Origin of the sequence: uncultured Campylobacter sp. (assembly GCF_937959485.1) — a bacterium.
GTDB lineage: Bacteria > Campylobacterota > Campylobacteria > Campylobacterales > Campylobacteraceae > Campylobacter_B.
Genome location: NZ_CALGPY010000005.1, coordinates 150,561 through 175,499, shown reverse-complemented (window position 1 = coordinate 175,499; position 24,939 = coordinate 150,561). Strand labels below are relative to the sequence as shown.

At 46.6% G+C, this 24,939-nt stretch carries 19 protein-coding genes; 8 read left to right on the top strand and 11 right to left on the bottom strand.

The genetic code is table 11. The features are described 5' to 3' along the window. Window positions 1-44: 44 nt before the first annotated feature. On the bottom strand, window positions 45-1,718 hold the full coding sequence (gene ilvD, locus Q0380_RS02790; RefSeq protein ID WP_298959880.1) for a dihydroxy-acid dehydratase: 1,674 nt from the start codon (window positions 1,716-1,718) through the stop codon (window positions 45-47). A gap of 192 nt (window positions 1,719-1,910) precedes the next feature. Here ilvD and Q0380_RS02785 point away from each other — a divergent pair, with 192 nt between their 5' ends. The 5 genes from Q0380_RS02785 (at window position 1,911) to Q0380_RS02765 (ending at window position 6,991) form a co-directional block, all read left to right on the top strand. Further along, on the top strand, window positions 1,911-2,870 hold the full coding sequence (locus Q0380_RS02785; RefSeq protein WP_298959877.1) for an ABC transporter substrate-binding protein: 960 nt from the start codon (window positions 1,911-1,913) through the stop codon (window positions 2,868-2,870). Further along, window positions 2,864-3,661, top strand: a complete 798-nt coding sequence (locus tag Q0380_RS02780) for an ABC transporter permease subunit (RefSeq protein ID WP_298959874.1) — start codon at window positions 2,864-2,866, stop codon at window positions 3,659-3,661. Before Q0380_RS02785 ends, Q0380_RS02780 begins: the two co-directional genes overlap by 7 nt. Beyond that, on the top strand, window positions 3,661-4,350 hold the full coding sequence (locus tag Q0380_RS02775; RefSeq protein ID WP_298959871.1) for an ATP-binding cassette domain-containing protein: 690 nt from the start codon (window positions 3,661-3,663) through the stop codon (window positions 4,348-4,350). The genes Q0380_RS02780 and Q0380_RS02775 overlap by 1 nt, the downstream gene beginning before the upstream one ends. Next, on the top strand, window positions 4,343-6,595 hold the full coding sequence (locus Q0380_RS02770) for an NnrS family protein (protein ID WP_298959868.1): 2,253 nt from the start codon (window positions 4,343-4,345) through the stop codon (window positions 6,593-6,595). Before Q0380_RS02775 ends, Q0380_RS02770 begins: the two co-directional genes overlap by 8 nt. 66 nt (window positions 6,596-6,661) lie before the next feature. Then, window positions 6,662-6,991, top strand: coding sequence for a cupin domain-containing protein (locus Q0380_RS02765; protein ID WP_297894722.1), 330 nt, complete (start codon window positions 6,662-6,664; stop codon window positions 6,989-6,991). Between the two features lie 20 nt (window positions 6,992-7,011). Here the strand turns inward: Q0380_RS02765 and Q0380_RS02760 are convergent, their stop codons facing one another. From Q0380_RS02760 to Q0380_RS02750, 3 genes are all read right to left on the bottom strand, one after another. Beyond that, window positions 7,012-7,164 (bottom strand): hypothetical protein, encoded by a 153-nt coding sequence (locus Q0380_RS02760; protein WP_298959864.1) that lies wholly within the window; start codon window positions 7,162-7,164, stop codon window positions 7,012-7,014. 362 nt (window positions 7,165-7,526) lie between these two features. Further along, the gene (recJ, locus tag Q0380_RS02755; protein WP_298959860.1) at window positions 7,527-9,107 is read right to left on the bottom strand and encodes a single-stranded-DNA-specific exonuclease RecJ; all 1,581 of its coding nucleotides are present in this window, start codon (window positions 9,105-9,107) and stop codon (window positions 7,527-7,529) included. Further along, window positions 9,097-10,728 carry a CTP synthase gene (locus Q0380_RS02750; protein ID WP_298959857.1) on the bottom strand — a complete coding sequence of 544 codons (1,632 nt, stop codon included), beginning with the start codon at window positions 10,726-10,728 and terminating at the stop codon, window positions 9,097-9,099. The genes recJ and Q0380_RS02750 overlap by 11 nt, the downstream gene beginning before the upstream one ends. Before the next feature lie 137 nt (window positions 10,729-10,865). On the opposite strand from Q0380_RS02750, the gene Q0380_RS02745 reads away from it, so the two are divergent. The 3 genes from Q0380_RS02745 (at window position 10,866) to Q0380_RS02735 (ending at window position 16,874) form a co-directional block, all read left to right on the top strand. Continuing rightward, entirely contained in the window at window positions 10,866-12,314 is a 1,449-nt protein-coding gene (locus Q0380_RS02745; RefSeq protein WP_297996776.1) for a DUF945 family protein, read from the top strand. A gap of 380 nt (window positions 12,315-12,694) precedes the next feature. Further along, complete coding sequence (locus Q0380_RS02740) at window positions 12,695-15,067, top strand: ribonucleoside-diphosphate reductase subunit alpha (protein WP_298959853.1); 2,373 nt, start codon at window positions 12,695-12,697, stop codon at window positions 15,065-15,067. Between the two features lie 19 nt (window positions 15,068-15,086). Next, on the top strand, window positions 15,087-16,874 hold the full coding sequence (locus Q0380_RS02735) for an AAA family ATPase (RefSeq protein ID WP_298959850.1): 1,788 nt from the start codon (window positions 15,087-15,089) through the stop codon (window positions 16,872-16,874). Between the two features lie 111 nt (window positions 16,875-16,985). On the opposite strand, the gene Q0380_RS02730 is transcribed toward Q0380_RS02735, so the two are convergent. The 7 genes from Q0380_RS02730 to Q0380_RS02700 all read right to left on the bottom strand — a co-directional run bounded on the left by Q0380_RS02730 (window position 16,986) and on the right by Q0380_RS02700 (window position 24,939). After that, on the bottom strand, window positions 16,986-18,779 hold the full coding sequence (locus Q0380_RS02730; RefSeq protein ID WP_298959847.1) for a GTP-binding protein: 1,794 nt from the start codon (window positions 18,777-18,779) through the stop codon (window positions 16,986-16,988). Continuing rightward, the gene (locus Q0380_RS02725) at window positions 18,772-19,923 is read right to left on the bottom strand and encodes an MBL fold metallo-hydrolase (protein WP_298959845.1); all 1,152 of its coding nucleotides are present in this window, start codon (window positions 19,921-19,923) and stop codon (window positions 18,772-18,774) included. Before Q0380_RS02725 ends, Q0380_RS02730 begins: the two co-directional genes overlap by 8 nt. A gap of 10 nt (window positions 19,924-19,933) precedes the next feature. Continuing rightward, window positions 19,934-21,325: a hypothetical protein gene (locus Q0380_RS02720; RefSeq protein WP_298959842.1), complete on the bottom strand. Its 1,392-nt coding sequence runs from the start codon at window positions 21,323-21,325 to the stop codon at window positions 19,934-19,936. A gap of 105 nt (window positions 21,326-21,430) precedes the next feature. Continuing rightward, a complete protein-coding gene (locus Q0380_RS02715) occupies window positions 21,431-22,603 on the bottom strand; it encodes a PAS domain-containing sensor histidine kinase (protein WP_298959837.1) in 1,173 nt (390 codons plus the stop codon). Next, window positions 22,594-23,292: a response regulator gene (locus Q0380_RS02710; RefSeq protein ID WP_298959834.1), complete on the bottom strand. Its 699-nt coding sequence runs from the start codon at window positions 23,290-23,292 to the stop codon at window positions 22,594-22,596. Before Q0380_RS02710 ends, Q0380_RS02715 begins: the two co-directional genes overlap by 10 nt. 97 nt (window positions 23,293-23,389) lie before the next feature. Beyond that, a complete protein-coding gene (locus tag Q0380_RS02705) occupies window positions 23,390-24,304 on the bottom strand; it encodes a DUF3137 domain-containing protein (RefSeq protein WP_298959832.1) in 915 nt (304 codons plus the stop codon). A 158-nt stretch (window positions 24,305-24,462) separates the two neighbouring features. Next, window positions 24,463-24,939: a hypothetical protein gene (locus Q0380_RS02700; protein ID WP_298959828.1), complete on the bottom strand. Its 477-nt coding sequence runs from the start codon at window positions 24,937-24,939 to the stop codon at window positions 24,463-24,465.

The following is a 24,939-nucleotide window of genomic DNA, read 5'->3' as shown; positions in this document are numbered from 1 at the left end:
TTATTTAAATTTTTAAAACTACGATACCTACCGATTTTAAATTTCTACGCATCCAAAATCGCTCCGTTGCTAGCGTTCGTTACCAGCTTGCGATACATTCGCAACCAGCGATACGGCAGCGGTTTTTCAAGCGGCTTAAATTTAGCCCTGCGTTCGGCTATCTCAGTCTCGCTTAGGCGCACGTTGATCGCGTATGTATCCACGTCAATGTCGATGATGTCGCCGTCTTGCAGCAGCCCGATCATGCCGCCCTCGGCCGCTTCGGGACTCACATGCCCGACGCTTAGCCCTCTAGTCGCACCGCTAAATCTGCCGTCCGTGATCAGCGCCACGTCTGCACCCAGCCCTCGCCCCATGATTAGACTCGTAGGGCTTAGCATCTCCTGCATGCCGGGACCTCCGCGCGGCCCCTCGTAGCGGATGACGACCACGTCGCCTTTGCCGACTTTACCCTTCGAGATGCCCTCTATCGCCTCGTCTTGACTGTTAAAGCACACGGCCTTGCCGCTAAATTTGCGCTCGCCGATGATGCCCGCGGTCTTGACGACGCAGCCCTGTTCGGCTAAATTCCCAAACAAAATCGCCAGCCCGCCGACCTGCGAGTAGGCGTTTTCGACCTTGCGGATGACAGATTCGTCTTTTATGGCGCTAGCTCCGACGCGCTCGCCTAGGCTTTCGCCGCTTACCGTTAGCGCATCTAGACCCAGTAGCCCGTTGTCGCGGCGCGAAATTTCGTTTATCACGGCGCTTAGTCCGCCCGCGCGGTCGATGTCCTCCATATGCACGTTTGGCAGGCTCGGGCTGATTTTGGCTATGTGCGCGATCTTGCGGCTGATATCGTTGAGCCCCGCGATCTGTAAATTTACCCCCGCTTCGCGCGCGATAGCCAGGATGTGCAGCACGGTGTTGCTGCTACCGCCCATCGCCATATCGACGACTAGGGCGTTTTGGATCGATTTTTCGTTCACGATATTGCGGATTTTATATTTTTCATCGAGCGCGATTTGGCAAATTCGTCGCCCCGCCTCGCGGATAAGCGCCTCGCGCTCGGGAGTTAGCGCAGGCACGGTGCCGTTGCCTTTTAGCGCGATACCCATCGCTTCGCACAGCGTATTCATCGAGTTTGCCGTAAACATCCCCGAGCAGCTGCCACCGCTCGGACAGGCGGCGCACTCGATCTCTTTTAGCTCCTCGGCGCTGATCTCTTTGGTTTCAAATTTACCCACCGCCTCAAACGCAGTCGCAAGGTCGATCGGCTCACCTTTTTTGGTGTAGCCCTTTTTCATCGGGCCGCCGCTAACAAAAACCGTCGGCACGTTCACGCGAAGCGCGCCCATCACCATGCCGGGCACGATTTTATCGCAGTTTGGCATACATACGAGCGCGTCTAGGGCATGCGCGTTCATCACCGTTTCTATGGAGTTTGCGATCAGCTCGCGGCTAGGCAGGCTATAAAGCATCCCGCTATGCCCCATCGCGATGCCGTCGTCCACGCCGATGCAGTTAAACTCAAACGGCACGCAGCCGTTTTTGCGGATCTCGTCTTTTAAAATTTCGGAGTATTTGTTGAGGAAAAAGTGCCCCGGGATGATCTCGATGAAGCTATTTGCCACGCCGATGAAAGGCTTTTCAAAGTCCTCATCCTTTAGTCCGGTCGCTCTTAGCAAGCTTCTGTGCGGCGCGCGCGTATAGCCTTTTTTGATGATGTCGCTTCTCATTTTATGTCCTTGAATTGAAATTTTCTCCATTTTAGCATAAAATTTTACCGCTGCGGGACATTTTGAATTTTGTGCATTAAAATTTAAAACCGGACTATTGAGCTTAATCAAACCGAATCACTCCTATTTTTGATATAATTGCACATCGATTATCAAAATCTTGCCGTTTGGCAGGAATGAAAAGAGGAGAAGATGCAAAGAAGAAATTTCTTAAAACTAACGTCTGCGTTGGCGGCTAGCGGGCTTGCTAGCCCTCTTTTTGCAAAGGAGACTTTTACTATTTACGGCGCGCCCGCGATGCCTAGTCTCATCATAGGCGTTGCGTGCATACAGGGGCAGATCGGCAAAAAATACGACGCGAAGCTTGAGCTTTGGCGCGATCCCGATCAGCTGCGCGCAGGCGTGGCAAACGGCGAGTACAAGGTCATGATGAGCCCTAGCAACGTGGGGATGAACCTCGCAAATCAGGGGCGCAAGATCGGTATGGTAAATATCCTCACCGAGGGGCTAAATTTTGTGATGAGCAAGGGCGAGAAGATAACGGAATTTGCTCAGCTGAAGGGCAAAAAGATCGTAATGCCTTTTAAAAACGACATGCTAGACATCATCGTGCGAGCCATAGCGAAAAAGCAGGGCATTAGCGGACTAAACATCGACTACACCGCTAGCCCCGCAGAGAGTGCGCAGCTGTTTTTGGCCAAGGACTACGACGTCGCAATCACGGTGGAGCCGTTAGCAAGCGCCATGATCTTAAAGGGCAAAGTATCGGGTATCGCCGTGCAACGAGGAGCAAATTTAAGCGATATGTGGGCGCAGGCGTTTTCGGTAAAGCCCATCATCCCGCAGGCTGGCATCATCGCAGATACCGATTTTTACGTCGCGAAAAAGGCGGATTTTGAAATTTTAAACGCCGATTTGGCAGACGCGCTTGCGTGGATCAAAGCGAACAAACAAAGCGCCGCGGCGATCGGGACGAATTTCTTTCCCGCGCCGCCGCCTGCGATATTTATGAGCATCGATACGTCGAATTTGTGCGTCAAAAAGCCTAGCGAGATCAAAGACGAGCTTTTGAAATTTTATGAAATTCTGATGGAATTTAACCCTAAGCTCCTCGGCGGCGCGATGCCTAAGGACGAATTTTTTCTATGCTAAAAATCGATAAAATTCGCAAAGCTCAAAACCCCGCGTTTTACGTCATAGACTATCTGTGGGGCGGCTTTGCGAGCCTAGGGGCGGTGTGCTTTTTTATAGCCGTTTGGCAGGTGGCGAGCGAGGCTTACGGGCCGCTTATTCTTCCGGAACCCGCGACTGTTTTTTCTAAGGCGTGCGAAATTTTAAAAAATTTCGCCGCAAACGATCTGGCCTTATCGCTTAAGCGCGCGCTTGCAGGCACCTTCCTCGCGCTTTTTGCGGGGATTTGCAGCGGGCTTGCGGCCGGGTATTTCAAAAGCCTGCGAGCCTTTTTAAACCCGCTAATTACCGTACTTCTCTCGACGCCGCCCATCGTTTGGATCGTGCTTGCGATATTTTGGTTTCATTTCGGCGATACGAGCGTGCTTTTTACCGTCGTTATCGTCGTCGCGCCGATGACTTTTGCGTCCGCGGCGCAGGCGATGGCTAGCGTGAGCGCCGAATACACCGAGCTTTTCGACAGCTACAAAAGCCCAATTTTAAAAAAACTGCGCTACCTCTACGCGCCGCACCTAATCGAGCGGCTGCTCCCTGCGATCTACGTCGCGGTCAGCAACGGCGCGAAGGTGCTTGTGATGGCGGAGCTTTTGGGTGCTAACGACGGCATCGGCGCAAAGATCGCCGAAGCGCGCGTAAATATCGATACGATCGAGGTCATGGCGTATGTGTGCCTAGTCATAGCCTTTACGGCGCTTTTCGATTATCTCGTGACCAAGCCGCTTGAAATTTTACTGATGCCGTGGAGCAGATGATGCTAAAAATTTCAAATCTGCGCTACGAAATTCTGCGCGACGTTATAATTTCCGATTTTTCGCTGCGGCTGCGTGCGGGCGAAGTAAAGACGCTTTTTGGCCCCAGCGGCTGCGGCAAGACCTCGCTTTTGCGGCTGGTCTGCGGGCTGGAGGATAAAAAAAGCGGGCAGATCGAAAACGGCTTTAAGAAAATCAGCTTTTTGTTTCAAGAAAACCGCCTGTTACCAAACCTCACGGCGCTTAAAAATATCGAAATTTTTAGCCCCGCGGGCATGAGCGAAATTTACGCCCTCGCCGCAAAGATCGGGCTAAGTCCGAGCGATCTGAATAAATTCCCGCGCGAGCTAAGCGGCGGCATGCAAAAGCGCACGGCATTTTTGCGCACGATCCTTAGCGGCTGCGATCTAGCGCTGCTTGATGAGCCGTTTGTGGGTCTGGATCGCGATCTGCGCGGCGTGCTGATCGAAATTTTAGTATCAAAGATCGAACGTGAGGGACTTGCCTGCCTTTTAGTGACCCACGACCGCTTCGAAGCTACACGCCTAAGCTACGAGATCATCGAGCTTGATCCCAAAGGGATGGGGCTTAGGCGCGTCGTGAGGCTTGATGAGCCGCTAAGCGCGCGCGACGATCGGTACGAAGAGCGCGTGGTAAGCGAGCAATTCGGGGGAGTGAGCTATTATGAGTAGAAATTTTATCTTTGGTGCGCGTAAGCAGGGAGACTCCGCACAAAATTTGAACTTACGTTGCAGCCTAGGTGCGAACAAGCGGGGCTTTGGCGTGCATCGCGATCCATGCGTATGCAACCACAGGCTTCTGTTGGACGCTAGATGCGACGATTTCGGCGCATGCAAGCATGGGTTCTTACAAAGTATTAGATGTCGCGATGTCGGTGCGTGCGGACACAGGCTCTTGCGAGATACTAAATGTTATGATTTCGTTGCTTGCATAGACAGGCTCTTTCGGGACATCGGGCGCTGCGATCTTAGCGTAAGCGGATATAGCCTTTCGCAGGACGCCTGGCACCGTCGTTTTATCGCACCAAAATATGGGCTGCGCAGCCGTTTGAGCTGCGATTATAGCGTGAGCGTGCTCTTGAACGGCGCAGTGCGCTGCGGTTTTGCAGCACAAAATTCGTCGAAATCTAGCAGAGATATGTACTGCGGCTCTAGCGCGAGTACTTACTTACGGCGCGTTAACGCAAACCGAGATACCCGCTCACGCCGTGACTCCAGCGCGAGTGCTAGCTTGCGACGCAGCTCTAACGCGAACGATCCTTTGCAGCGCGTATCCGACCGCCCCGCTCGTGCCGCCTGCCCGCATTGCAGATTTGGTACGAACCCAGACGCCCGTCTGCGTTGTGGATTTGGCGCAGATTATTTTAAAAATTCAGGCGGAATTTCTACGCGAAATTTCAAAAATTCCGCTCGCAGCTTGGAAGCGGAACCCGTGCAAAGTTTCAAAAATCAAAATTCCGCACATGGCTTCTCACAAAACGGCAGAAGCGCCGAGCCAAATTCTGCACAAGGCTTCTCGCAGAGCATTAAAAATTCCGAGCAAAATTTACCGCTAAACCTCTTACAAAGCGCCAAGAATTCCGATCAAAGTCAAAATTCCAAACCCGCCTCCGCGCAAAGCTATGCCGAGCCAAATTCTGTTCAAAACTTCTCGCAAAGCACTAAAAATTCCGATCCGAATTTCAAAGCTAATTCCATGCAAAATCAAGCAGGGCCCGTTTTGCCACGGGATCCCAAAAATCCGAAGCCGTGCGGGGCGCAGCAGCAAGAGCTAGGCTTTTACGCGCCTAAATTTAAAGATGAGCGCGCTAGGAATTTTTTCTCCCATCCGATGCGCGCTTTCGTTCTTTGCGCCTGCTTTTTTGCGGCGCTGGGCGCGCTTAGTTTTTTAGCGCCAGATGCGCTGGCGATCGATTACGTCGCCGCGCATAAGTTTTACTTTCTGTTTTTGGCGCCCTCGTGCATCTACGCAGCGTTTTTGCTTACCGCGCTGCCCGATTGGACGAACTTCGAGGGCTCGCTAAAGCCCGTCTCGCTTGCTTTTGCCGCCTGCCTGATCGCAGCTTTTATCGCGAGCTTTTTAAATTTGCGGCTTGCGGCTGCGATTACGGGGCTGTTTTGGGCGGTATTTTTCATCTTTGCGGCATGGCTTTTGTGGCTGGATAAAAACTCGAATAATTTTAGCATCCTGGCGGTCCTTGCGGCGTTTTGCGCCTGCTCTGCGGCCTATGGCATAAGCGGGGATGAGAAGTTTTTGCTTAGCTTCGTGCATATCAACGTCGCGGCGATCGCCGTCGTAAGCTACCGCATAAGCGTCGTCATCGGCAACGAAGCGTTAAGGGAGGCGGGGCTAAGCGACGCCGTTTTTATTCCAAATTTTATCTACAAAAATTTAGCCGCTTTCCTCGCCTTTGCCTTGGCGCTCGCGACGCCCTTTTTAAGCGAGCCGGCATGCGGATTTATCGCGCTTGGCATCGGGTTTTTGTTTTTGGCGAAGCTTCGCGAGCTACACTACGCCGAAATTCTAAGCCGCCACTATATGGCGTTTTACTACGCGTTGCAGGCTGCGTGCGCGGCGGGATACCTGTGGCTGGGTTGGGAGCTGATCCGCGGGGGATACGCTGCCGCGCCGCTGCACGTCATCGCGATCTGCTATATGTATGGAGCGATACTTTTCGTAGGGATGATCGCCGGACAGCGCCACAGCGGAATTTCGCCGCTAAATTTTCCGCGCCTAAGCCGCGCGGCGCTCGTTTTGGCTCTGAGCGCGGGAGCTTTAAGAGCCGTTTTTGCGGGCGAGAGCTTTATTTTATACGTGATGATCCCCTCGGCGCTTTTCATCGCCGCGGTCGCGCTATATCTGATAAATTTCATCCCGATCTTTCTGAAAAATCCTTTCAGCGCGGATCCGGATTGATGCTCATCAAAGCGGGCTTGCTAAATTTTAGCTACAATCGATCAAATTTCATTTCAAGGAGAGCTTATGCAACACATCAAAAATATCGACGCCGCTAAGGCCGTAGAGCTTGCTTCGCTAGTCGAAGTATCCCCTCATAAGGTGATTTCGCGCACCCTTGCGCAAAATCCTGCGCTGAATATGACGCTTTTCGCCTTCGACGGCGGCGAGGAGATCAGCTCGCACAAATCCGACGGCGACGCGTTCGTTTATGTGCTTGAGGGCGAGGGCGATTTCACGATCGACGGGCAGAAGCACCGCGTAAAAGCGGGGCAAAGCATCGTCATGCCTGCGGGCTTGCCGCACGCGATCTCCGCGCCGGTGCCGTTTAAGTGGTTTTTAGTGGTGGTTTTTTAACCTCTAAGCTTAAGGACGGGTCAAATTTTAAAATTTAGCCCGCCCGCCGCTTCATAAAATTTTATCCAAAATTCCATTTGCAGGGTCGTTTTGTTTGTTTCCGCCTGCTCCCGCTCGCCTTCGCAAAATTTTAAAATTCCAAAACGTTTAAATTTTACTTTTACCGCGCCCAAAAATTTCGCCGAGTTTGTAAACCGCGCGGGAGCTGAAAATAACACATCGCGTTTGCGCGCTGTGTCTAGCCCCGAAATCGCACGCTTGAGTTCGCATCGCAAGTCAAATCCATAGCTCGCGCGTTAAATTTCAAAGTCGCGTCAAGCATGCAAATGCGCGCCAAGCTAATCGAGCAGATAGGCGCTGTAATAGGGCAATGCGCCAGGCGCGCAATACATATCGGGCGAGTAGAGCAGACGGGCGCTGTAGTAGGGTAAACCCGCCGAGTGCGCAATGCGCGGCCTAGCTCATAGATCGAGAGTTAAATTTAAAGGCCGTGTCCGGAGCGAAATGCACGTCAAAGTAGCCTAAATTTTAAAATTTAGCTTTCGCTCGGGGTTAGCTCCTTGATGATGAGCTCTGGCGTGATCGTGCCGCGGAAGTTGTTTTTGCTAATCGTAAAGATCACGTCCACCCGCTCGCCCGCGCGCGGCAAAAAGTCGTAGTTGAAAAACAGCGCCTCGACGCTGCTGCCGTTTTTATCAAGCGCCATTTTGATATGCTTGCCCTCCTTGCCGATCTCCCTGATATTGCGCGCGCGCGCGCCTTTGATACAAAAGAGCGGGCGAGGATTTTTCTGCCCGTACGGCTCGTAAAATTCTAAAATTTCAAGCAGCTCGAAATCTATCTGCGACGCGTCCAGCTCGCCCAGCAGATCGTCTTGCGCGCTAAAATCGCTCAGATCCTTAGGTGTAATGCGCTCATTTACGCGCCGCTTAAACTCCTGAAGTAGCGCAGGATCGATCCCCACGCCCGCAGCGCCCTTGTGCCCGCCGAAGGTCGTTAAAATTTCGCTTTGCGAGGAGATCAGTTCTAAAATATCGAATTTACCGATGCTGCGCGCGCTTCCTTTGGCGCGCGAGTCGCTTACGCTAAAGACGATCGCGGGCTTTTTGTAGGTCTTGCTTAGGCGGCTTGCGACGATGCCGATGATCCCTTCGTGCCACTGCGGACCCCACACGACGATGACGTTGTCACTCGGATCGACGCTTTTTACGATCTCGTCGTAGAGGTTTTTCTCCTCCTCTTTGCGCGAGTTGTTGATCGAATTTATCGTCTCTAGGTAGTGGTTTGCCTCTCTGATATTTTTGGCGCATAAAAAGTTATACGACATCGTAGCATCGTCCATCCGCCCCGTGCAGTTGATTAGCGGCGCGATCGTGTAGCTGATATCGTCAAATTCGAAATGCTTTTTAAAATAATGCTCTTTAATCGCCTTGAAGCAGGCGCGGTTTGAGCTATTTAGCCGCTTGATGCCGAAGCGCAAAAGCGCGCGGTTCATATCGCGTAGCTCCATCATATCGGCGATTATGGCGATAATGAGGATATCCATTGAGCTTGCCATATCGTAGTTTACGCCGAGGGTTTCTTTTAGCGCGCCTACGAGATACCACGCTACCTGTGCGCCGCAAATTTCGATATTTGGGAAGGTGCAGTCAGGCTGCTTCGGATTGATTATCGCGTAAGCTCTCGGCAGCACGGGCGGGGGCATGTGATGATCGGTGATGATGAGATCGATCCCCTTTTGGGCGCAAATTTCGGCGGCTTCCGTCGCGGAGGTGCCGTTATCTACGGTAATGATGAGATCTACGTCCTCAAGCTCTTCTATAATCTCGCTGTTTAGCCCGTATCCGTCGGTGAAGCGGTTTGGTATCTTAATAACGTACTCCGCGCCTATTTGATTGAAAAAATCGCTCATTATGACGGTGCTTACGATACCGTCGACGTCGTAATCGCCGACTACGGCTATGCGCTGGTTTTCTTCGATGGCAGTTTTTATGCGCAAAGCCGCCTTATAGGTATCCTTTAGCTCGCAGGGTAAGGGAATTTCAGAAATTTTAGTATGCCGATCGTTCGCAAATCTCGATTTTAGAATTTCCCTTATCTCATTTTTACCTAGCATTTTTTATAGATGCTTCGATAAAGCCCAAAATAGCGGGATTTGGGCGCACTAGACGGCTGGTAAATTCCGGGTGAAACTGCACGCCCAGAAAAAACGGATGGTTTTTTAGCTCGACCGCTTCGATAAGCCCGTCGCTCTCGCCGCAGACGATAAGACCGTGCTTTTCAAACTCGGCGCGGTACTTCGGATTGGCTTCGTAGCGGTGGCGGTGGCGCTCGCGGATGGTTTTTTGCTCGCCGTAAATTTTACCCAAAAGCGAGCCTTTTTTGACGTCGCAGTCATAGCCGCCCAACCGCATAGTGCCGCCCATAGGGGATTTGTGCGTGCGAATCTGCTTTTTGCCGCTTGCGTCGATAAAGCTGTCGATGAGGTAGATCACCGGATCTTCGGTCTGCGGGTCAAATTCCGAGGAGTTAGCGTTCTTTAATTTTAAGACGTTGCGCGCAAACTCCACCATCGCAAGCTGCATCCCCAGGCAGATGCCCAAAAACGGCACCTTATGCACCCGCGCGTAGTTTATGGCTAAAATTTTACCCTCTATCCCGCGCGAGCCGAAGCCGCCCGCGACTAAAATTCCGTTTACGTCTCGGAAAATTTCATCTACATTTGCAGCTTCAATTTTTTCACTATCTACCCACTTTAAGTTTATCCGCGTATCAAGCGTCGCGCCAGCGTGGATGATCCCCTCGGTGAGGGATTTGTAGCTTTCTTTCAGATCGATATATTTGCCGACGAAGGCGATCGTGGTTTCGTTCGTAGGCACGATGACACGCTTAACGAGGCTGTCCCAGTTGCTCATATCGACTTCGAGTTTATTTAAGCTTAGGGTCTCTGCGATCGGCGTTAAAATATCCTGTTTCAAAAACGCAAGCGGGATCTGATAGATGCTCGCGCTATCCGGGCTTTCGATGACGCAGTTTTTATCCACGCCGCAGCTTAGCGCGATCTTATCTTTAAGTGCGCGATTTAGCGGCATTTCGGAGCGGCAGATTATCATATCGGGGCTGATACCGATGCGGCGCAGCTCGCCTACACTGTGCTGCGTGGGCTTAGTTTTGAGTTCGCCAGCTACCTTGATGAAAGGCACGAGCGTGAGGTGGATATTCATCGTATTTACCCTACCAAGCTCCACTCTCATCGCGCGGATCGCCTCTAAAAACGGCAACCCCTCGATGTCACCCACGGTGCCGCCGATCTCGACGATCAGCACGTCGTTGCCCTCGCCCGCCTTTTTTATGCGGCGCACGATCTCGCCTACGATGTGAGGGATCACCTGGATCGTCTTGCCCAGATAATCGCCTCTGCGCTCCTTTTCGATGACGGAGCTGTAAACTTTGCCCGTGGTGAAGTTGTTGTCTTGGCTTAAATTTTCATCCAAGAACCGCTCATAATGCCCAAGATCCAGATCGGTCTCCGCGCCGTCGTCGGTGACGAAAACCTCTCCGTGCTCCAGCGGGCTCATGGTGCCCGGATCGACGTTGATATAAGGATCCGCCTTTAATATGCGCACTTTAAGCCCAGCGTGCTTTAAAAGCGTCGCGATCGACGCCGCCGCAATACCCTTACCCAGCGAGCTCAGCACTCCGCCGGTGACGAAAATATATTTCGTTTGTTTTGCCATAAGTTTTCCTAAATTTTGATATTAATGCTACGATTATAACTTCTTTTAGGTTAAAGCACACTAAGCTAGAATTTGAAAATTTTAGAAATTTACGGCAAAATACGACCCAAATAAATTTTAAATTTAAAGGAGAGATGATGAAAAAGATCATCGCGGCTTTAGTGCTCATCGTAGCGCTTATAGTGGGCGTTTTTGTAGCGACAAAGGACGCTAAAACGGGAGTAGCTAAAAGTGTAAACGATAGCATAACCAAAACGGTTGACGGTGCGGTCGGCAAGAGTGCCAGCGCGGCGATTGAGCAGCAGATTGCGGAATTTATCGCTAGAAACGAAATTTTCGAGACTAAGAGCGCTAAATTTTATCCCGGAGATAGCAACTCAAGCGGCTTTATCGAAGGCGTAGTAAAAAAAGAGAAACTACAAAAAAGCCTTGCTGAGGGCTTTAGCAAGCTAAAGGAAAAAGCAGGCGCGCAAGATAGCAACGATACGGACGAGCCAGATCCTGCTAAAATTTTCCCGGAGGATTTTGCTTTTCGCTATGACTACACTATTAAGCATAGCGTAAAAAACGCTGCGGATGGATTTGAGAGCGACGGAATTTTAACAATTAAGACACCATATTACGCGGAGCCTTGCAAGAAGCTGTTTAAGACTGACGCGCCGCTTAGCACGCATCTAAACTACGGACCTACAGAGGTTAAATTTAGCGCAAAGCTAGCCGATATAAATGTGCTCGAAGATGGCGGAATAGGACGTCTTGCAGGCCTTAGTCTAAATGGCACAAGCGATATGAGCGGTAAAACGATAAAAGCCTTGGGTTTTAAAATCGGTGAAATTTTTATAGACGACGGCAAGGATTCAGGGCTTGATGTGAAGGATCTTATCTATGAGGCAAACTTTAAAAACGGTATCCAAGATCTAGACGATAATATAACTAAGCTCTTTTTGAATGACATAGATTTTGCAGGCAGCACAAAAGAGCTCGTCGTAACTGTAGATAAACAGCGCTTCGTCGTAGTTACGGATATGAGCACAGAAGGTAGCTATCGCGTAAAAGATGGAATTTTAAATTTCAACGAAAGCGATAAAGCCCAAAGCCTAAAAATCGCCGATGTGCTAGTGCGAAACATCCATTTAGGCGTCGATACCAGCTTTAGCGCCGCACTTTTCGAAAAATATCTGTCTGTTATCTCAAATCCGCAAGAAGGCGAAAAATTAGCGGAAAATAAAGAGCTTTTTATGAAGCTGCTAAAAGATGATATGAAAATCAACGTGAATGATTTTTCGTTTGAAAATAGCCTCGGTAAGAAATTTGCTTTTAACGCAAGCGCGCTAGTAGGCGGCTACATCGACGAGACGCAGCTTTTTAAGCGTATGAGCTTGGACGGCAAAGCTACGATAAATACGACCATCACGGACTTCCTATCGCCTTATGACAGCCTGCGCGATTTTGCGCCGATGGCGGAAGTTTACGGCTCGCAGTTTCTTAAGCCTGATGGAGATGGAGTTAAGATGGAGTTTAGCTTCGATAAGGCAAGCAACTCTATGATCTTAAACGGCAAACCTATCCCACTACCGCGCAACTAAATTCTTAAGCTTTGCGGGCGGATTTTAAGCCTGCCCGCAAAGATTTTTGTTTTCCTGCTTTTTCGGCGCAAAATTTCGCAAAGCTTTGCGTAAATTTTTACCTGCAGAATTTCGTGCCGCTACCATAAAATTTCGCTCAAATTTTACCGCATCGTTTCTGCATGCCTTGCTAAATTTTAAAACTTACAAGCCAAAATCTCATACTTACAATGACAGATAGACTTAAGCAATTTTGGCTATAATGCGCGCTTTTGCAGCGCAGCTAGCGTAAATTTAAAAGACGGCGGATTTGAGGCATTTATTATGCCGCCTCTTTTGACGACGTATTTTATATTGGGAAACTAACGCTAAATTTGCATTTTTAAATTTCAAGGAACGATATGAAAGTAATCAAACGCAACGGCAGAACCGAGGAACTTGACGTAAGCAAGATCAAAAAATACACGAGCGAGGCAGTGGAGGGGCTGGAAAACGTAAGCCTTAGCGAGCTTGAGGTGGACGCAAAGATCCAGTTTCGCGATATGATCACCACGGAGGAGATTCAGCAAACCCTCATCAAAACCGCAGTCGAGAAGATCGATGTGGATCGCCCGAACTGGACTTTCGTCGCCGCACGGTTATTTTTATACGATCTGTATCACAAAGTAACGGGCTTTAGCGGTTACAACAGCCTAAAAGATTACTTCGCTCGCGGCGAGGCGGCGGGTCGCATAATGCTTGGCTTAAAGGAAAAATACGATCTAGAGGATCTAAATTCTTATCTGCAGCCGCAGCGCGATTTGCAGTTTAACTACCTAGGCATCAAGACGCTTTACGATCGCTACCTCATCAAGGATAAAAGCGGTGCGCCGATCGAGCTTCCGCAGCAGATGTTTATGGCGATCGCGATGTTCCTTGCGCAAAACGAGCTTGATTGCCAGAGCTGGGCGAAGAAATTTTACGATCTCATATCTAAATTTGAAGTCATGCTCGCGACCCCTACGCTTTCAAACGCCCGCACGACGCGACATCAGCTAAGCAGCTGCTACGTGGGAAGCACGCCCGATAATATCGAGGGAATTTTCGATAGCTACAAAGAGATGGCGCTTCTGAGCAAATTCGGCGGCGGTATCGGCTGGGACTGGTGCAAGGTGCGCGCGATGGGCGGCAGCATTGACGGGCATAAAAACGCTGCGGGCGGCATCATTCCGTTTTTAAAGATCACGAACGACATCGCCGTCGCCGTCGATCAGCTGGGTACGCGCAAGGGCGCTATCGCCGTGTATATCGAGCCGTGGCATATGGACGTGAGCGACTTTTTAGATCTGCGCAAAAACTCGGGCGAGGAGAGGCGCCGCGCGCATGAAATTTTCCCCGCGCTGTGGATAAACGATCTGTTTATGAAAAGGCTTCAAAGCGGCGGCAAGTGGACGCTATTCGATCCTGCAGAAGTAAGCGATCTGAGCGATCTGTATGGCGCGGAATTTCAGGCGCGCTACGAGCAGTACGAGGCCGACGATAAAATTTCAAAATCTACGATCCTGGCAAAGGAGCTTTGGAAGAAAATTTTAACGAGTTATTTTGAGACGGGCATGCCATTTTTGTGCTTCAAAGATAACGCCAACCGCATCAATCCAAACGCGCATCAAGGCATAATCCGAAGCTCAAATTTATGCACTGAAATTTTTCAAAACACGGCGCCGAACCACTACAAAATCAAAGTCGTCTTTGCCGACGGCAGCGAGAGGCTGTTTGAGGAAAACGAATATGTAAGAACCGACGCGGGCATCGTAAAAAAGGCGAAAAAGATCACCGCGCTAGACGCGCTGGGCGGCAAAGAAATTTTTATCGTAGAAAAGGGCTGCAGCGAGGGCGCGACGGCGGTTTGCAACCTCGCAAGCGTAAATTTAAGCAAAATCAACAGCCGCGAGGAGATAGCTCGCGTGATGCCGATCGCCGTGCGGATGCTCGATAACGTCATCGATCTAAATTTTTACCCGCACGCCAAGGTCAAACACACTAATCTAAAAACGCGCGCGATAGGGCTCGGCGTAATGGGCGAGGCGCAGATGCTCGCCGAGCGCGGCGTGAAGTGGGGCAGCTACGAGCACTTCGAGCTGATCGATAGGATAATGGAAAACGTGAGCTTTAACGCGATCAAGGCAAGCTCAAATTTAGCCGTAGAAAAAGGCAGGTATCCTGATTTTACGGGCTCGAAGTGGAGCGAAGGAATTTTCCCGATCGATTTAGCGAACGAAAACGCCAAGACGCTCGTTAAGCGCGGCGGGCTTTTTGAGCAGAGCAGCTGCGACTGGGGCGGACTGCGCGAGAAAGTAAAGCGCGACGGCATGCGAAACGGCTATCTGATGGCAATCGCGCCGACATCGAGTATCAGCATACTCGTAGGCACCACGCAGACGATCGAGCCGGTGTATAAGCGCAAATGGTTCGAGCACAATCTAAGCGGTATGATCCCAGTCGTCGTGCCGAATTTAAGCCCGAAAACGTGGCAGGCGTACGTGCCTGCGTACGAGCTCGATCAGCGCCTGCTCGTAAAGGCGGGCGCCATCCGCCAAAAATGGATCGACCAAGGCCAGAGCCTAAATATCTTCATGAGCCTGGATAAGGCAAGCGGCGGCTATCTGAGCGAAATTTACACGCTTGCATGGCAGCTGGGGCTAAAATCGACCTACTATCTACGCTCCGAAAGCCCCGATAGCGAGAAGCTAAACAACGTCGCGGACCGCTCGATCGAGTGCGAAGGGTGTCAGTAAAAGGCAAAAGGGTTAATATATGAAACTAGATAGATTTGAAATAAAAAATTTTCGTTCAATAAAAGACATGACGATAAATATTGAAGAGAGAAATGGTAAAAAATGTATAATATTAGTAGGCAAAAATGAGGCTGGAAAAAGTAATATATTAAAAGCTATATCCGCAGTATTTAATGGATATAAGGTTGGCATAAAAGATCAAAGAAAAACAGCTTCGGATAATGATGAATATTATATTGATGCTATCTTTAAGCTTACACAAAAAGACATTAGTGATATTAAAGAAAAATTAATCGAAGAATATCATATAGAAAGTCTAGATATTTTTGAAAATAATTTAAGTATTGAAAGCTTTATTCAAGAAGCTTTTGGTGAAATGATATTAACATTGAGTATAAAAGATAATGATACACCGAGCTTAAACTACCGGAAATATGAAGAATTAAATGATAAATATAAAATATCTAACTTATTCTACTATAGTACAGATAATCGGCAAATTACAAAATTAGAAGGCGAAAGTAATAGTCCTTTGCTTGAGCCTTTGACGTATGATCACATGAAGACAATTGTGTTTGAAATAATAAAAAATATAAAACCCATGGAGAATATTTATAAGCGAGTTATGTTTTGGGAATATAGTGATAGTCATTTATTGCCATCTAACGTAAATATAGGAAACTTTAAAAATAACCCAGACATATGTATGCCTTTAAAAAATATTTTTTATTTAAGCAATATAAAAGATATTCAACAAGATATTGAAAATGCAGCCAAGAAAGATAAAGGACTACATAGCTTTTTAGACAATATATCTAATAAAGCAACAAAAGAATTTAGAGAAATATGGCCTGACTTAAAAAATATAAAGTTTGTTATAAGAAAAGATGGTGAAGAGTTTGATATACGAATACAGGAAAAAGAGTTTTATTCTAATGAAGATAGAAGCGATGGCTTTAAGAGGTTTATAGCAATATTGCTTATATTATCAATTGAATATAGAACACAAAAAGAATATAGTAGATTAATCTTATTTGATGAACCAGATGCTTTTTTATATCCAACCAGTGCGAGATTTTTAAAAGAAGAGTTACTAAAAATTTCAGAAAAAGCTGTTGTAATTTACTCTACGCACTCTCCTTTTATGATAGATAACGAGTGCATAGAGAGACATCTGGTTATAGAAAGAAAGGATGATATTTCAGAAATAGTCCCACAAGGTAAATCACCATTTCAAGAAGACGAACTTTTAAAAAGAGCAATTGGAAGTCATATATTTGAAAGCATACAATCGAAAAATATTATTTTTGAAGGCTATATGGACTATAAAATTTTTAAAATGTTTTGTAACATAAATGATTTTAAAAATTGCGGGATAGTTTATATGGGCGGCATAAAAGACGTTGATATGATAACTACGATGATGATGCTAACTGGTAAGAAATTTCTTATAATATCCGATAGTGATGAAACTTCAAAAAATAAGAAAAAAGACTTTGAGGAAAGATTCCCGGAATTTAAAACTAATTGGATTGAATATGATATTGCGGGTACAGAATTTAAAACTATTGAAGATTTTTATAGCGATAAATATGTATTAAATAATTTAGAAAGTGAAAAATTTGATATAAAAGAGTATGATAATGGTAAAGCTTGCATGGCCAATATAAATAAAATTATAAAAGATAAAAACAAAATTAAAGAATTTAAAAATAGGCTCATAAATAATATTTCCAAAAATGATATGAAAAAGGATAAATATACTATATTTATGGATATTATAAAAAAGATCTTAACAAACCTATAGGGAATAATAAATCCAAAGTCGCAGCCTATTTTGCTCTTGTTTCGAATTGTCGGCTGTTTATACAATAGTTTTGATCAAAACCCTAAAATGCGTTTACTTGTCTATTTTTGATTAATTATTTATAAATTTATCCAAAACCAAAGCGCTTTTATCTATCCCTCGCCCGATGAAGACCAAAAAATTATCGCAGCGTTTACAATCGCTAAAAGGCGTTATCTCAAATTTGCCGCCTACGAACTGCACTACGTATTGCGCTTCATCATCTTTAAAGCTCGCAAGCCCTTTGATGCGGTAAAAATTTTCTGGCATATCGCTCATAAATTTGATGAAATTTTGCCTATCGATGGCCTCAGGAAGATCCTTTTTAAACGAGGCTATCCCCTCGTCTTCGTGCGTCACATGCATTTTGCCCTCGAGCAGGACGGACGCCATATACGAGGTGTCGCTCTGGCGGTAGAGCAGATAGTTTGGATTTAGCTCGGCGCCCACCGTCTCGAATATCTCGGCGCAGCGGTTGTTTTGGATCAAAGCTTGCCGTATCCGCTCCTTCTGCTCGGGCGAGATCAGATCGATTTTATTGAGCACTATGACGTCGGCGGCTTTGATCTGCTCGAGCATTATTTTTGATCTGCCGCGCTCTTTTAAAAAATTCGCTCCATCGACGACGGTGACGATGGCGCATAGATTGACCGCGTCCTTGATCTCGTTTAGCTCGCTTAAGATATTGAAAGGATTGGCGACGCCCGTGGTTTCAAGTACGATACTGTCGGGCTTTTTGGGCTTTAGCTGCGAAATTGCGAGCTTAATCTGCCCCGCCATTGAGCAGCAAACGCACCCCTCGTCGATCTCTACGAGCGCGTATTTGGCATCCAGCAGTGCGCCGTCGAGACCGATCTTGCCGATCTCGTTTTGGATGATACCCGTAAATCTATTTTGCGCCGTTTCGTGCTCGATGAAATTTTGGATAAATTTCGTCTTGCCCGAGCCCAGATAGCCGGTGATGATGAAAAAATTCGGTCGCTCGCCGCCTTGCATAAAAATTTGCTTTTTATCCTCCTTGGCTAAGCGCAGCAAAAATTCAGACAAAGGCGCCGAGCCGGGCAGCTTTTTAAAGGATTTATCGTTAAATTTAAAGCGCCGCTCGCCCGCGTCTTTTGCGTCTTTGTCGCTCGCATCCTCGCCGTAGATTAAATTTACAAAAATTTCGCCGCAGAGCGGATCTGCTTTGCTTTTTAAATTTCGATCTTTGTCGTAGATCACGGCGTGCGCCGCTTTTTTGTAAATTTCAAAGCTCTCGTAGCGCGGCTCGTAAATTTTACAAAGCGCGATATGCAAAAAGTTCATAAACGCAAGCGATACCTTAAAGCAGGGGAAATTTTTATCGAGCCCCTCTTTTGCGATGATCTGCTTGCCCTCTACGCGCACACCGTCCTTTGCGTACGATCTATCTCTGAGCTTTGTTTTAAAAGATAGCGTCAAGCCCCGCTCTTGCGGCTTTATGTAGATCGTAGCGACGCCGAAGTTATTTAAAAGCTCCTCGTGCGCGGAGAAATTTCGCACCTTCGTCAAAAACTCCGGCTCTCCGGCTAAAACGGCTTCAAAAAGCGAGACGCTACCGAGCAGTTCGTCGTTTGCGGAGGGGAAATAATAAAGCTCGAACGCGCCCGCGCCCTCTTCCACCTCCCGCAAAACGATGCCGTAAATTCCGCCGTAAAAGCCGAATTTTATGCTCCAGCATTCGTTAAAATAGTTCCCCTTATACATCCCCTGATACCTGCTTGAGGATTTTACGTCGCTATCGTATAGAGACTTCATCAATATACATCTCATAAGCGACCTGTAATCCTCAAACGAGTATTTAAATTTCAAAGGGAAAATATCTTGAAATTCCATGCTTCTATCCAAATTTAACCTTATCGCCGTTGCCGAGATAATCGGACGTTTTGGTTCTAAATCTAGCCGTGCCCTTTACGATCGGATAGCCCTCGCGGACGAATTTTTGCACGGTCAGAAGACCCGTGCAGTGGTTGCACGCCATGACCTGGTAGTTCCATCTTTTCAGCCCGATAACCAGATCGTCGTATTTAGGATCCCAGTCGTCAAACGGCGAGATATGAAGTCCGCCGTAAAGCCCGTAGAGCTGATCGTTGTCATATTTTAGCTCTTTGTATGCGGAATCAGAGAATGTAATAATACCCTGATGACAACATCCCGTAATGCTCACAAGACCTTTGTCTTTGACATTTACGAATATTGATTGTTCGCCAAAAACCCTCGTAATGATAGGGCAGTCATAGCAAAACGTACACATTCCGGGCTCAATCTCGTTTCTGCCCTTTTTAAACACTACAAGCTCGCCTTTATGACCTGAATCTTTAATATATTGTCTGCCCTCCGGGTAAAATCCTTCGTGTATGATGATCCTGATATCGGGCTTATACTTTAAAACGACGGGTAGCGCCCAAAAGTGATCGTAGTGCTCGTGCGACATTATGAGGGTGTCTATTTCGCCGCTTTGCAGCATCTTATCGATCCCCTCCCGCTTAAAACACTCGTGCATCCATTTGTAGGACCAGCCGCAATCAAGCAGATATTTTTTCTTTTCTCCGTTTAGACGCTCTATCTCTATGAGAGCAGAGTAGCCGCCGGCGTTATCGGGATTTACGGAGAGCTTTTTGGTTACCTCCCACGCCTCATCGATCTTATCGGGTAGAAGATGCTTGATTTGTGAAATTCCCTCTTCGTAGCTGCCTTTGGCAAGCCCTTTGCCGTTACCGAACGGAGGCCAGTTAAATAGATATTGATTGACTAGCAGTCCGCCTGCGCCTTTAATATCTCCCATCAGCATCGAGTTGTCAAACCAGCTAGTTTCGGAGATATTAGTAACCTCGACGCTTTTAATCGCGCCGAAATCGGTCATCTTTCGCACTTCATCCGGAAGAAACAATTCTCTCGCAGGAGAGTATGAAAACACTCCCATCGATGCGAGCGCGCCGAGTCCTATGCCCGCCGCACCGCCTTTTATAAAATCTCTTCTAGCTTCATTCATCTCAGATCCTTTATTTAAAAATTGTAAGCATATTGCCCACGGCAGGCGCTAGATAAACTACGGCGAGATAGATGGTCACGCCTATGATAAAGCCTACCACCAAGCCTTTAATGGAATTTTTATTTCCAAAATCATCTTCCTCGCCCGCTTCATCCGCTTCTTCTTTTTTACCAGCAAGCCTCCAGCCCGGCCAGCCGTCCATAAACCAGTAATTTATCAGCATGACGTTGATAAACCAGATCATCGGAATCATAGGGAATTGTTGCGGATGCGAAAAGCCCTTTTGAGTGCCTAGTAAAAAGTGAGAGACCTGATAATAGACATAGTATAGGACGATAGCCGCTACCATACTTATGATCGTTCTAAGAAGGATATTTACGGGCTTTGAAAATTTATTGACTGCGTTGTTGCAGTAAAATTTAATAAATAGCACCGGCACCAGCCAAAATATAGCTATCTCGCCTACGTGCAGCCATCGCCAATCGGGCGCAAAAAGCCTTCTGTCGCCTCTAATATGCACGCCCCAGATGAGCTCTTGTAGATAGTAAAAGAAGAACGAAAAGCAAAACGCCATCGCTATAATGCCGAAAAACGACGCTGTCCTTCTAAGCCAGTTCGTCTTAATAAGGCTAAAAGGATACCTCTCCCAGATGGTCTCATACACCCACACCATAACAGTACAGCACATGATCCACGCGATATTGAAATTTCCGTGCACGGTATCGGCGAAGTTGTGCCACCAAGGCGGAGTGATGGATGTGTATTTTTGCCACGGATCGAATAAAATTCCCATTTGCGAGTGGAAAAATACGAAATATACGATCATACTTAGTAAAAAGGTCCAGATAAAAACGGTAAAGCCTTTAACGGGCTGCTTTAGCTTCTGCCACGGCGAATTATCCGCAGCCACCACCCAAGAAGGGCTGAGCCACGACGCGATAGCGGCAAACATCAAAATAGCCTGTGCCGAGTACTCAAGCGCGTAAAAATCGGTTATGCCAAGCTCTGCAAGCCTTCGCGGACTAAAATACGATATGGCAAGCTCGCCTAGAATAAATTCGAAGAATATCTTTAAGAATACGAAGAAGGTAAAAAACACTATCACTGTAAAGATAATGCCCTTTTTCGCTGGTCCCGCCGTATAGAGCCACTCTCTTTTAAAAGGCCAAAAATCAAAAATATACGCGATCCAGATGATAACTACAAGTAGCCATCTGCACCACATATATCCCACGTAAGGGGTATACATCCTCATCAGCCCCCTAGGATCTTGAAAGATCCACCACGATGCGTAAAACACCACAAACAAAAACAGAGTATTTACAAGCACCGATGTGAGCGGAGAATATCTTCTAACAAGCTTCCGCTCCTCCAGATAAATTTTCTCTTCAGGTTCGCTCATCGCTCCCTCCTTACATAAAATTTAATCTTTGTTAATTATATAAAAAGAGTGCAGCCCATTTGTAGCGTAAATTTGGATTAAATTTTAAATTGTCTCAGAAAAGCTTCATTTCGGAAGTTTGATTATAAAATTTGAGCCGTTCTTTAGGCTCTCTACGACGAGCGAGCCCTTGCAGTGATCTTCGATGATGATCTTTGACATATATAGCCCGATGCCGGTGCCGTTTTTGCTGGCTTTGGTAGAAAAATACAGATCGAAGATTTTATCTGCGATCTCCTTTTTGATGCCGCCGGCGTTATCTTTTACGCTTAAGCAAAGATATGACTTTTCGATGTAGGTTGAAATTTCGATAACGCCGTCGTCGATATTTCTTTCCAAAAAGGCGTCCTGTGCATTTTTTATGATGTTTAAAATAACCTGCGAAACCTCGTTTTTATATGTGAGCAGAGTCTGGTTGCAGCCGTATTTCGCGTAAATTTTAATCTTTTGATTTTGCAGTATCGCTTTTGCGATATTTATCGCCATAGTGCAAAGCTCCTCCAGGCTCGTAACCTCCTTAATCTTGGCGGGCTTAAAGAAATTTCTAAATTCATCGATCGTTTCGGACAGGTGCTTGGAATACTGCTCGATCTTGCCGAGCTCCTCCAAAAGAGTCGTTTTGTCAAATTTATCCGCCATCAAGCAGCTAGTGCTTAAATATGAAGCCGTAGCCGAGATAGCGGATAGCGGCTGCCTCCATTGATGCGCTATCATATTTAAAATTTCGCCCATCTGAGCGAGCCTTGATTGATACTGCAGCTGCTCGTCTTGGCGCCTTATGAGCTTTAGCTGCTCCTCGATCTCGTGGTTGAGCGTTAAATTTAGCCGTTTGACCTTTAGCCTGCTTTGTTTTAATTTCTTCTCCGCCATCACTCTTTTGGTGATATCCACCACTATCCAAAGCACCTCGTCGTTTCCCGATATGGAGTCGCCCGAAATTCTAATCCATAGCCCTTTGCCGCTTTTGTGCCTTAGCTCGTAGTTTAGCTGCAGAGCCTCATTTTTCCTTACTTTATTAAAGGCGATGTCTGCGAAATGCAGGTATTTCTCCTCGCTTAGATGTATAGTTTGCGCGGATTTGCCGATGATCTCGTCGTATTCGTAGCCGAAAATTTTACAAAAGGTCTCGTTGCACTCCATAATATTTCTTTTCTTGTCCACGATGAAGATGCCGACGCCGGAATTTGAAAATATCGTCTCAAATCTCTGATGGTTTTTCTTAATGTCCACTATCGCCATTTTATTCTGTATCCTTGCGAGTAGATGTTTTCTATCAGCTTATAGCCGATTTTTCGGTGAAATCTGGATATGATATTTCTTACCCGTTTATCGTCATACTCGTCGCAGCCCTCGAACAGCTCGTTTTCTATCTCAAGGCCGCTTGCGATCCGCGCGCTAGAGCTTAAAAGCAGCTGCAACAAAGAGGTTTCGTTTTTGGTTAATTTGATAATTTCGTCCGCCTTGGATAGGGTTAAACTCTGCTTATCCCAAACGAAATCGCCGCTTAGATAAATAAACTTTGCGGGTTTGGTTTCGATGCTCTGCGTGATTTTTTCAAGCACGCCTAGTAGATCCTCGGTCGTAAAAGGCTTTAGTATGTAGCCGTCCACGCCGATGGATATGGCTTTGGTGAAAAATTTAGACTCGTCGTAGGCTGAGAAGATGACTGTTTTTACCGAAGGATCGATCTGTTTGATCCGCTCTAGCATCTCAAGCCCATTTATGCCCGGCATATTAATATCGGTAAAAACAATGCCCGCTTTGCTTGCTTTAAATTTATCGATGCCCTCTCGCCCGTCGCCGCAGCTGGTAACTTGATGAAAGAATAGTTTTAAAATTTTTGCAGTCTGCTGCCTTACCTCATTATCATCCTCGACATATAGGGCGCGCATACTGCGAGTTTGAGCTTGTATTTCGTTTATATCCATAATGCAGCCCCTTCTCTTTAAATTTATCCGTTATCGTAAATTTTATTCTGCCCGCCGCGATCGCGCTTTGAGCTTTAAATTTTAAATCGAAATGTTTCTACTCTACCTGTCCGAGCTTTTTGAGATAGGCAAAAATTTTAGCGATCTCGATCATTTTATTTAGGCTTTCGAGCAGCTTCGCGCTTTGCGAGCTCGGCGCAGATTTGAAAATTTCGCTATTTTCAACGCCGATTACAAGGCTGTTTTCGCCCAGATAAAGCTCGGTTTTACCAAATAAATTTACGGTGATCGTCTGCATATTTTCTAAAATTTTTTTGTTTTGCAAAAATGCGGCGGCGGCGGGATTGTTGAGATAAACGTCAAACGACGCGCTTAGATGCGGGCTGTCTTTAAGCAGCTTCAGATCCGACGCGCCGAAGATGAACTCTCCGCGCGGCACGACCAAAATTTGGCTATCGAAGGTTTCGCTAAAATCAAATTTTGCAAAAAGCCCGTCGAAGATCGCAGTATCATCCTTTTTTTTAAGATGCAAAATTTTATCCAGCTCAAATACCCGATTTTCTCTGTTTTTATCGAAATCGCGACTTAGGCAGATATCGCCGATTTTTATGCCAAATTCGGGCGTCTTGCCCACTATAGCGTGCTTGCAAGTGCATAGATTTGCCTCTTTACGGAGCGGATTTTTGTAAATTTCATCGAGTAAAAACGCGCCGAAAGGCTGAAAGGTAAGACGCAGCTCCTTTGCAATCCAAAGCAGAAATTCGTTTTTAAAAGCCTCTTCACTGAGCGATTCAAATTTACGCGAAATGCGCACGGCTAGGTATTTGTAAGCAGGATAAGCAAGAGCTAGCAACACTAATAAAAACAAGAATGAGAAATCTCCGAAATCCTTGCGCATAGCGATAAACAACGTCAGCACTACTGCCGCCACGCCGCCACGCACCTTCCAAAGCGCCACATTGCGCGCTCCATCTAGTTTTTGCTTTTTTAATTCGTAAGAAACAAGGCTCATCGCTATCCCCGTGAGTGAAATTTGACGCTCATTATAGCGAAAAATGGGATTAAATCAAGCTCGGTGCATAGATAGGTACTATATTTATTTTGTCAGGACTTAAAAGATACGAAATTTTAGAAAATACCTCTTTCCTCAAATATTTTCATTATAAAATTTTAAAAGTAATACACATAGCAGCCTCGGTCATCGTATATATCAAATAAAATCGAAAATTTCTCTTTATTGTTTGCGGCTAATTGAACTCTGATATTCAAAGATGGCTCTTTTGCTAGCTCAAAATTAAAATGGTGCAGCAGTATGGACCTCAAAAAATTTGGCTCAAGCGCTTTTTCTTTTATAAAGATAACGCCCGCTCTGGCGCCGTTTTTATAGGGCCTAGCTTTTATGTATCGCCCCTTCATATTTTTAAGAAGATACTCCTCTATTTTCTCATCTCTTTCCCAAAAAAGAATTTTATAAACTACGCTATCTAAGTGGCTTGCTTTTGAAATTAAAAACATAATTAATCTGATTTTGGCCTCTACATCGATATTTTCAAAATCTATTCTCGATCTGGCTACGCCTCTTTTATTTCTACTTATTTTTCTAAATTCTATATCGAAATTAGTTGGGTCTATAATGCTTTTTATCAT

Coding starts and splice junctions, on each gene's coding strand:
- Q0380_RS02705 (WP_298959832.1), bottom strand. CDS start 24,304: ATGAGCCTTGTTTCTTACGAATTAAAAAAGCAAAAACTAGATGGAGCG.
- Q0380_RS02780 (WP_298959874.1), top strand. CDS start 2,864: ATGCTAAAAATCGATAAAATTCGCAAAGCTCAAAACCCCGCGTTTTAC.
- Q0380_RS02765 (WP_297894722.1), top strand. CDS start 6,662: ATGCAACACATCAAAAATATCGACGCCGCTAAGGCCGTAGAGCTTGCT.
- Q0380_RS02750 (WP_298959857.1), bottom strand. CDS start 10,728: ATGGCAAAACAAACGAAATATATTTTCGTCACCGGCGGAGTGCTGAGC.
- Q0380_RS02785 (WP_298959877.1), top strand. CDS start 1,911: ATGCAAAGAAGAAATTTCTTAAAACTAACGTCTGCGTTGGCGGCTAGC.
- Q0380_RS02775 (WP_298959871.1), top strand. CDS start 3,661: ATGCTAAAAATTTCAAATCTGCGCTACGAAATTCTGCGCGACGTTATA.
- Q0380_RS02740 (WP_298959853.1), top strand. CDS start 12,695: ATGAAAGTAATCAAACGCAACGGCAGAACCGAGGAACTTGACGTAAGC.
- Q0380_RS02745 (WP_297996776.1), top strand. CDS start 10,866: ATGAAAAAGATCATCGCGGCTTTAGTGCTCATCGTAGCGCTTATAGTG.
- Q0380_RS02735 (WP_298959850.1), top strand. CDS start 15,087: ATGAAACTAGATAGATTTGAAATAAAAAATTTTCGTTCAATAAAAGAC.
- Q0380_RS02720 (WP_298959842.1), bottom strand. CDS start 21,325: ATGAGCGAACCTGAAGAGAAAATTTATCTGGAGGAGCGGAAGCTTGTT.
- recJ (WP_298959860.1), bottom strand. CDS start 9,107: ATGCTAGGTAAAAATGAGATAAGGGAAATTCTAAAATCGAGATTTGCG.
- ilvD (WP_298959880.1), bottom strand. CDS start 1,718: ATGAGAAGCGACATCATCAAAAAAGGCTATACGCGCGCGCCGCACAGA.
- Q0380_RS02770 (WP_298959868.1), top strand. CDS start 4,343: ATGAGTAGAAATTTTATCTTTGGTGCGCGTAAGCAGGGAGACTCCGCA.
- Q0380_RS02710 (WP_298959834.1), bottom strand. CDS start 23,292: ATGGATATAAACGAAATACAAGCTCAAACTCGCAGTATGCGCGCCCTA.
- Q0380_RS02715 (WP_298959837.1), bottom strand. CDS start 22,603: ATGGCGATAGTGGACATTAAGAAAAACCATCAGAGATTTGAGACGATA.
- Q0380_RS02725 (WP_298959845.1), bottom strand. CDS start 19,923: ATGAATGAAGCTAGAAGAGATTTTATAAAAGGCGGTGCGGCGGGCATA.
- Q0380_RS02700 (WP_298959828.1), bottom strand. CDS start 24,939: ATGATAAAAAGCATTATAGACCCAACTAATTTCGATATAGAATTTAGA.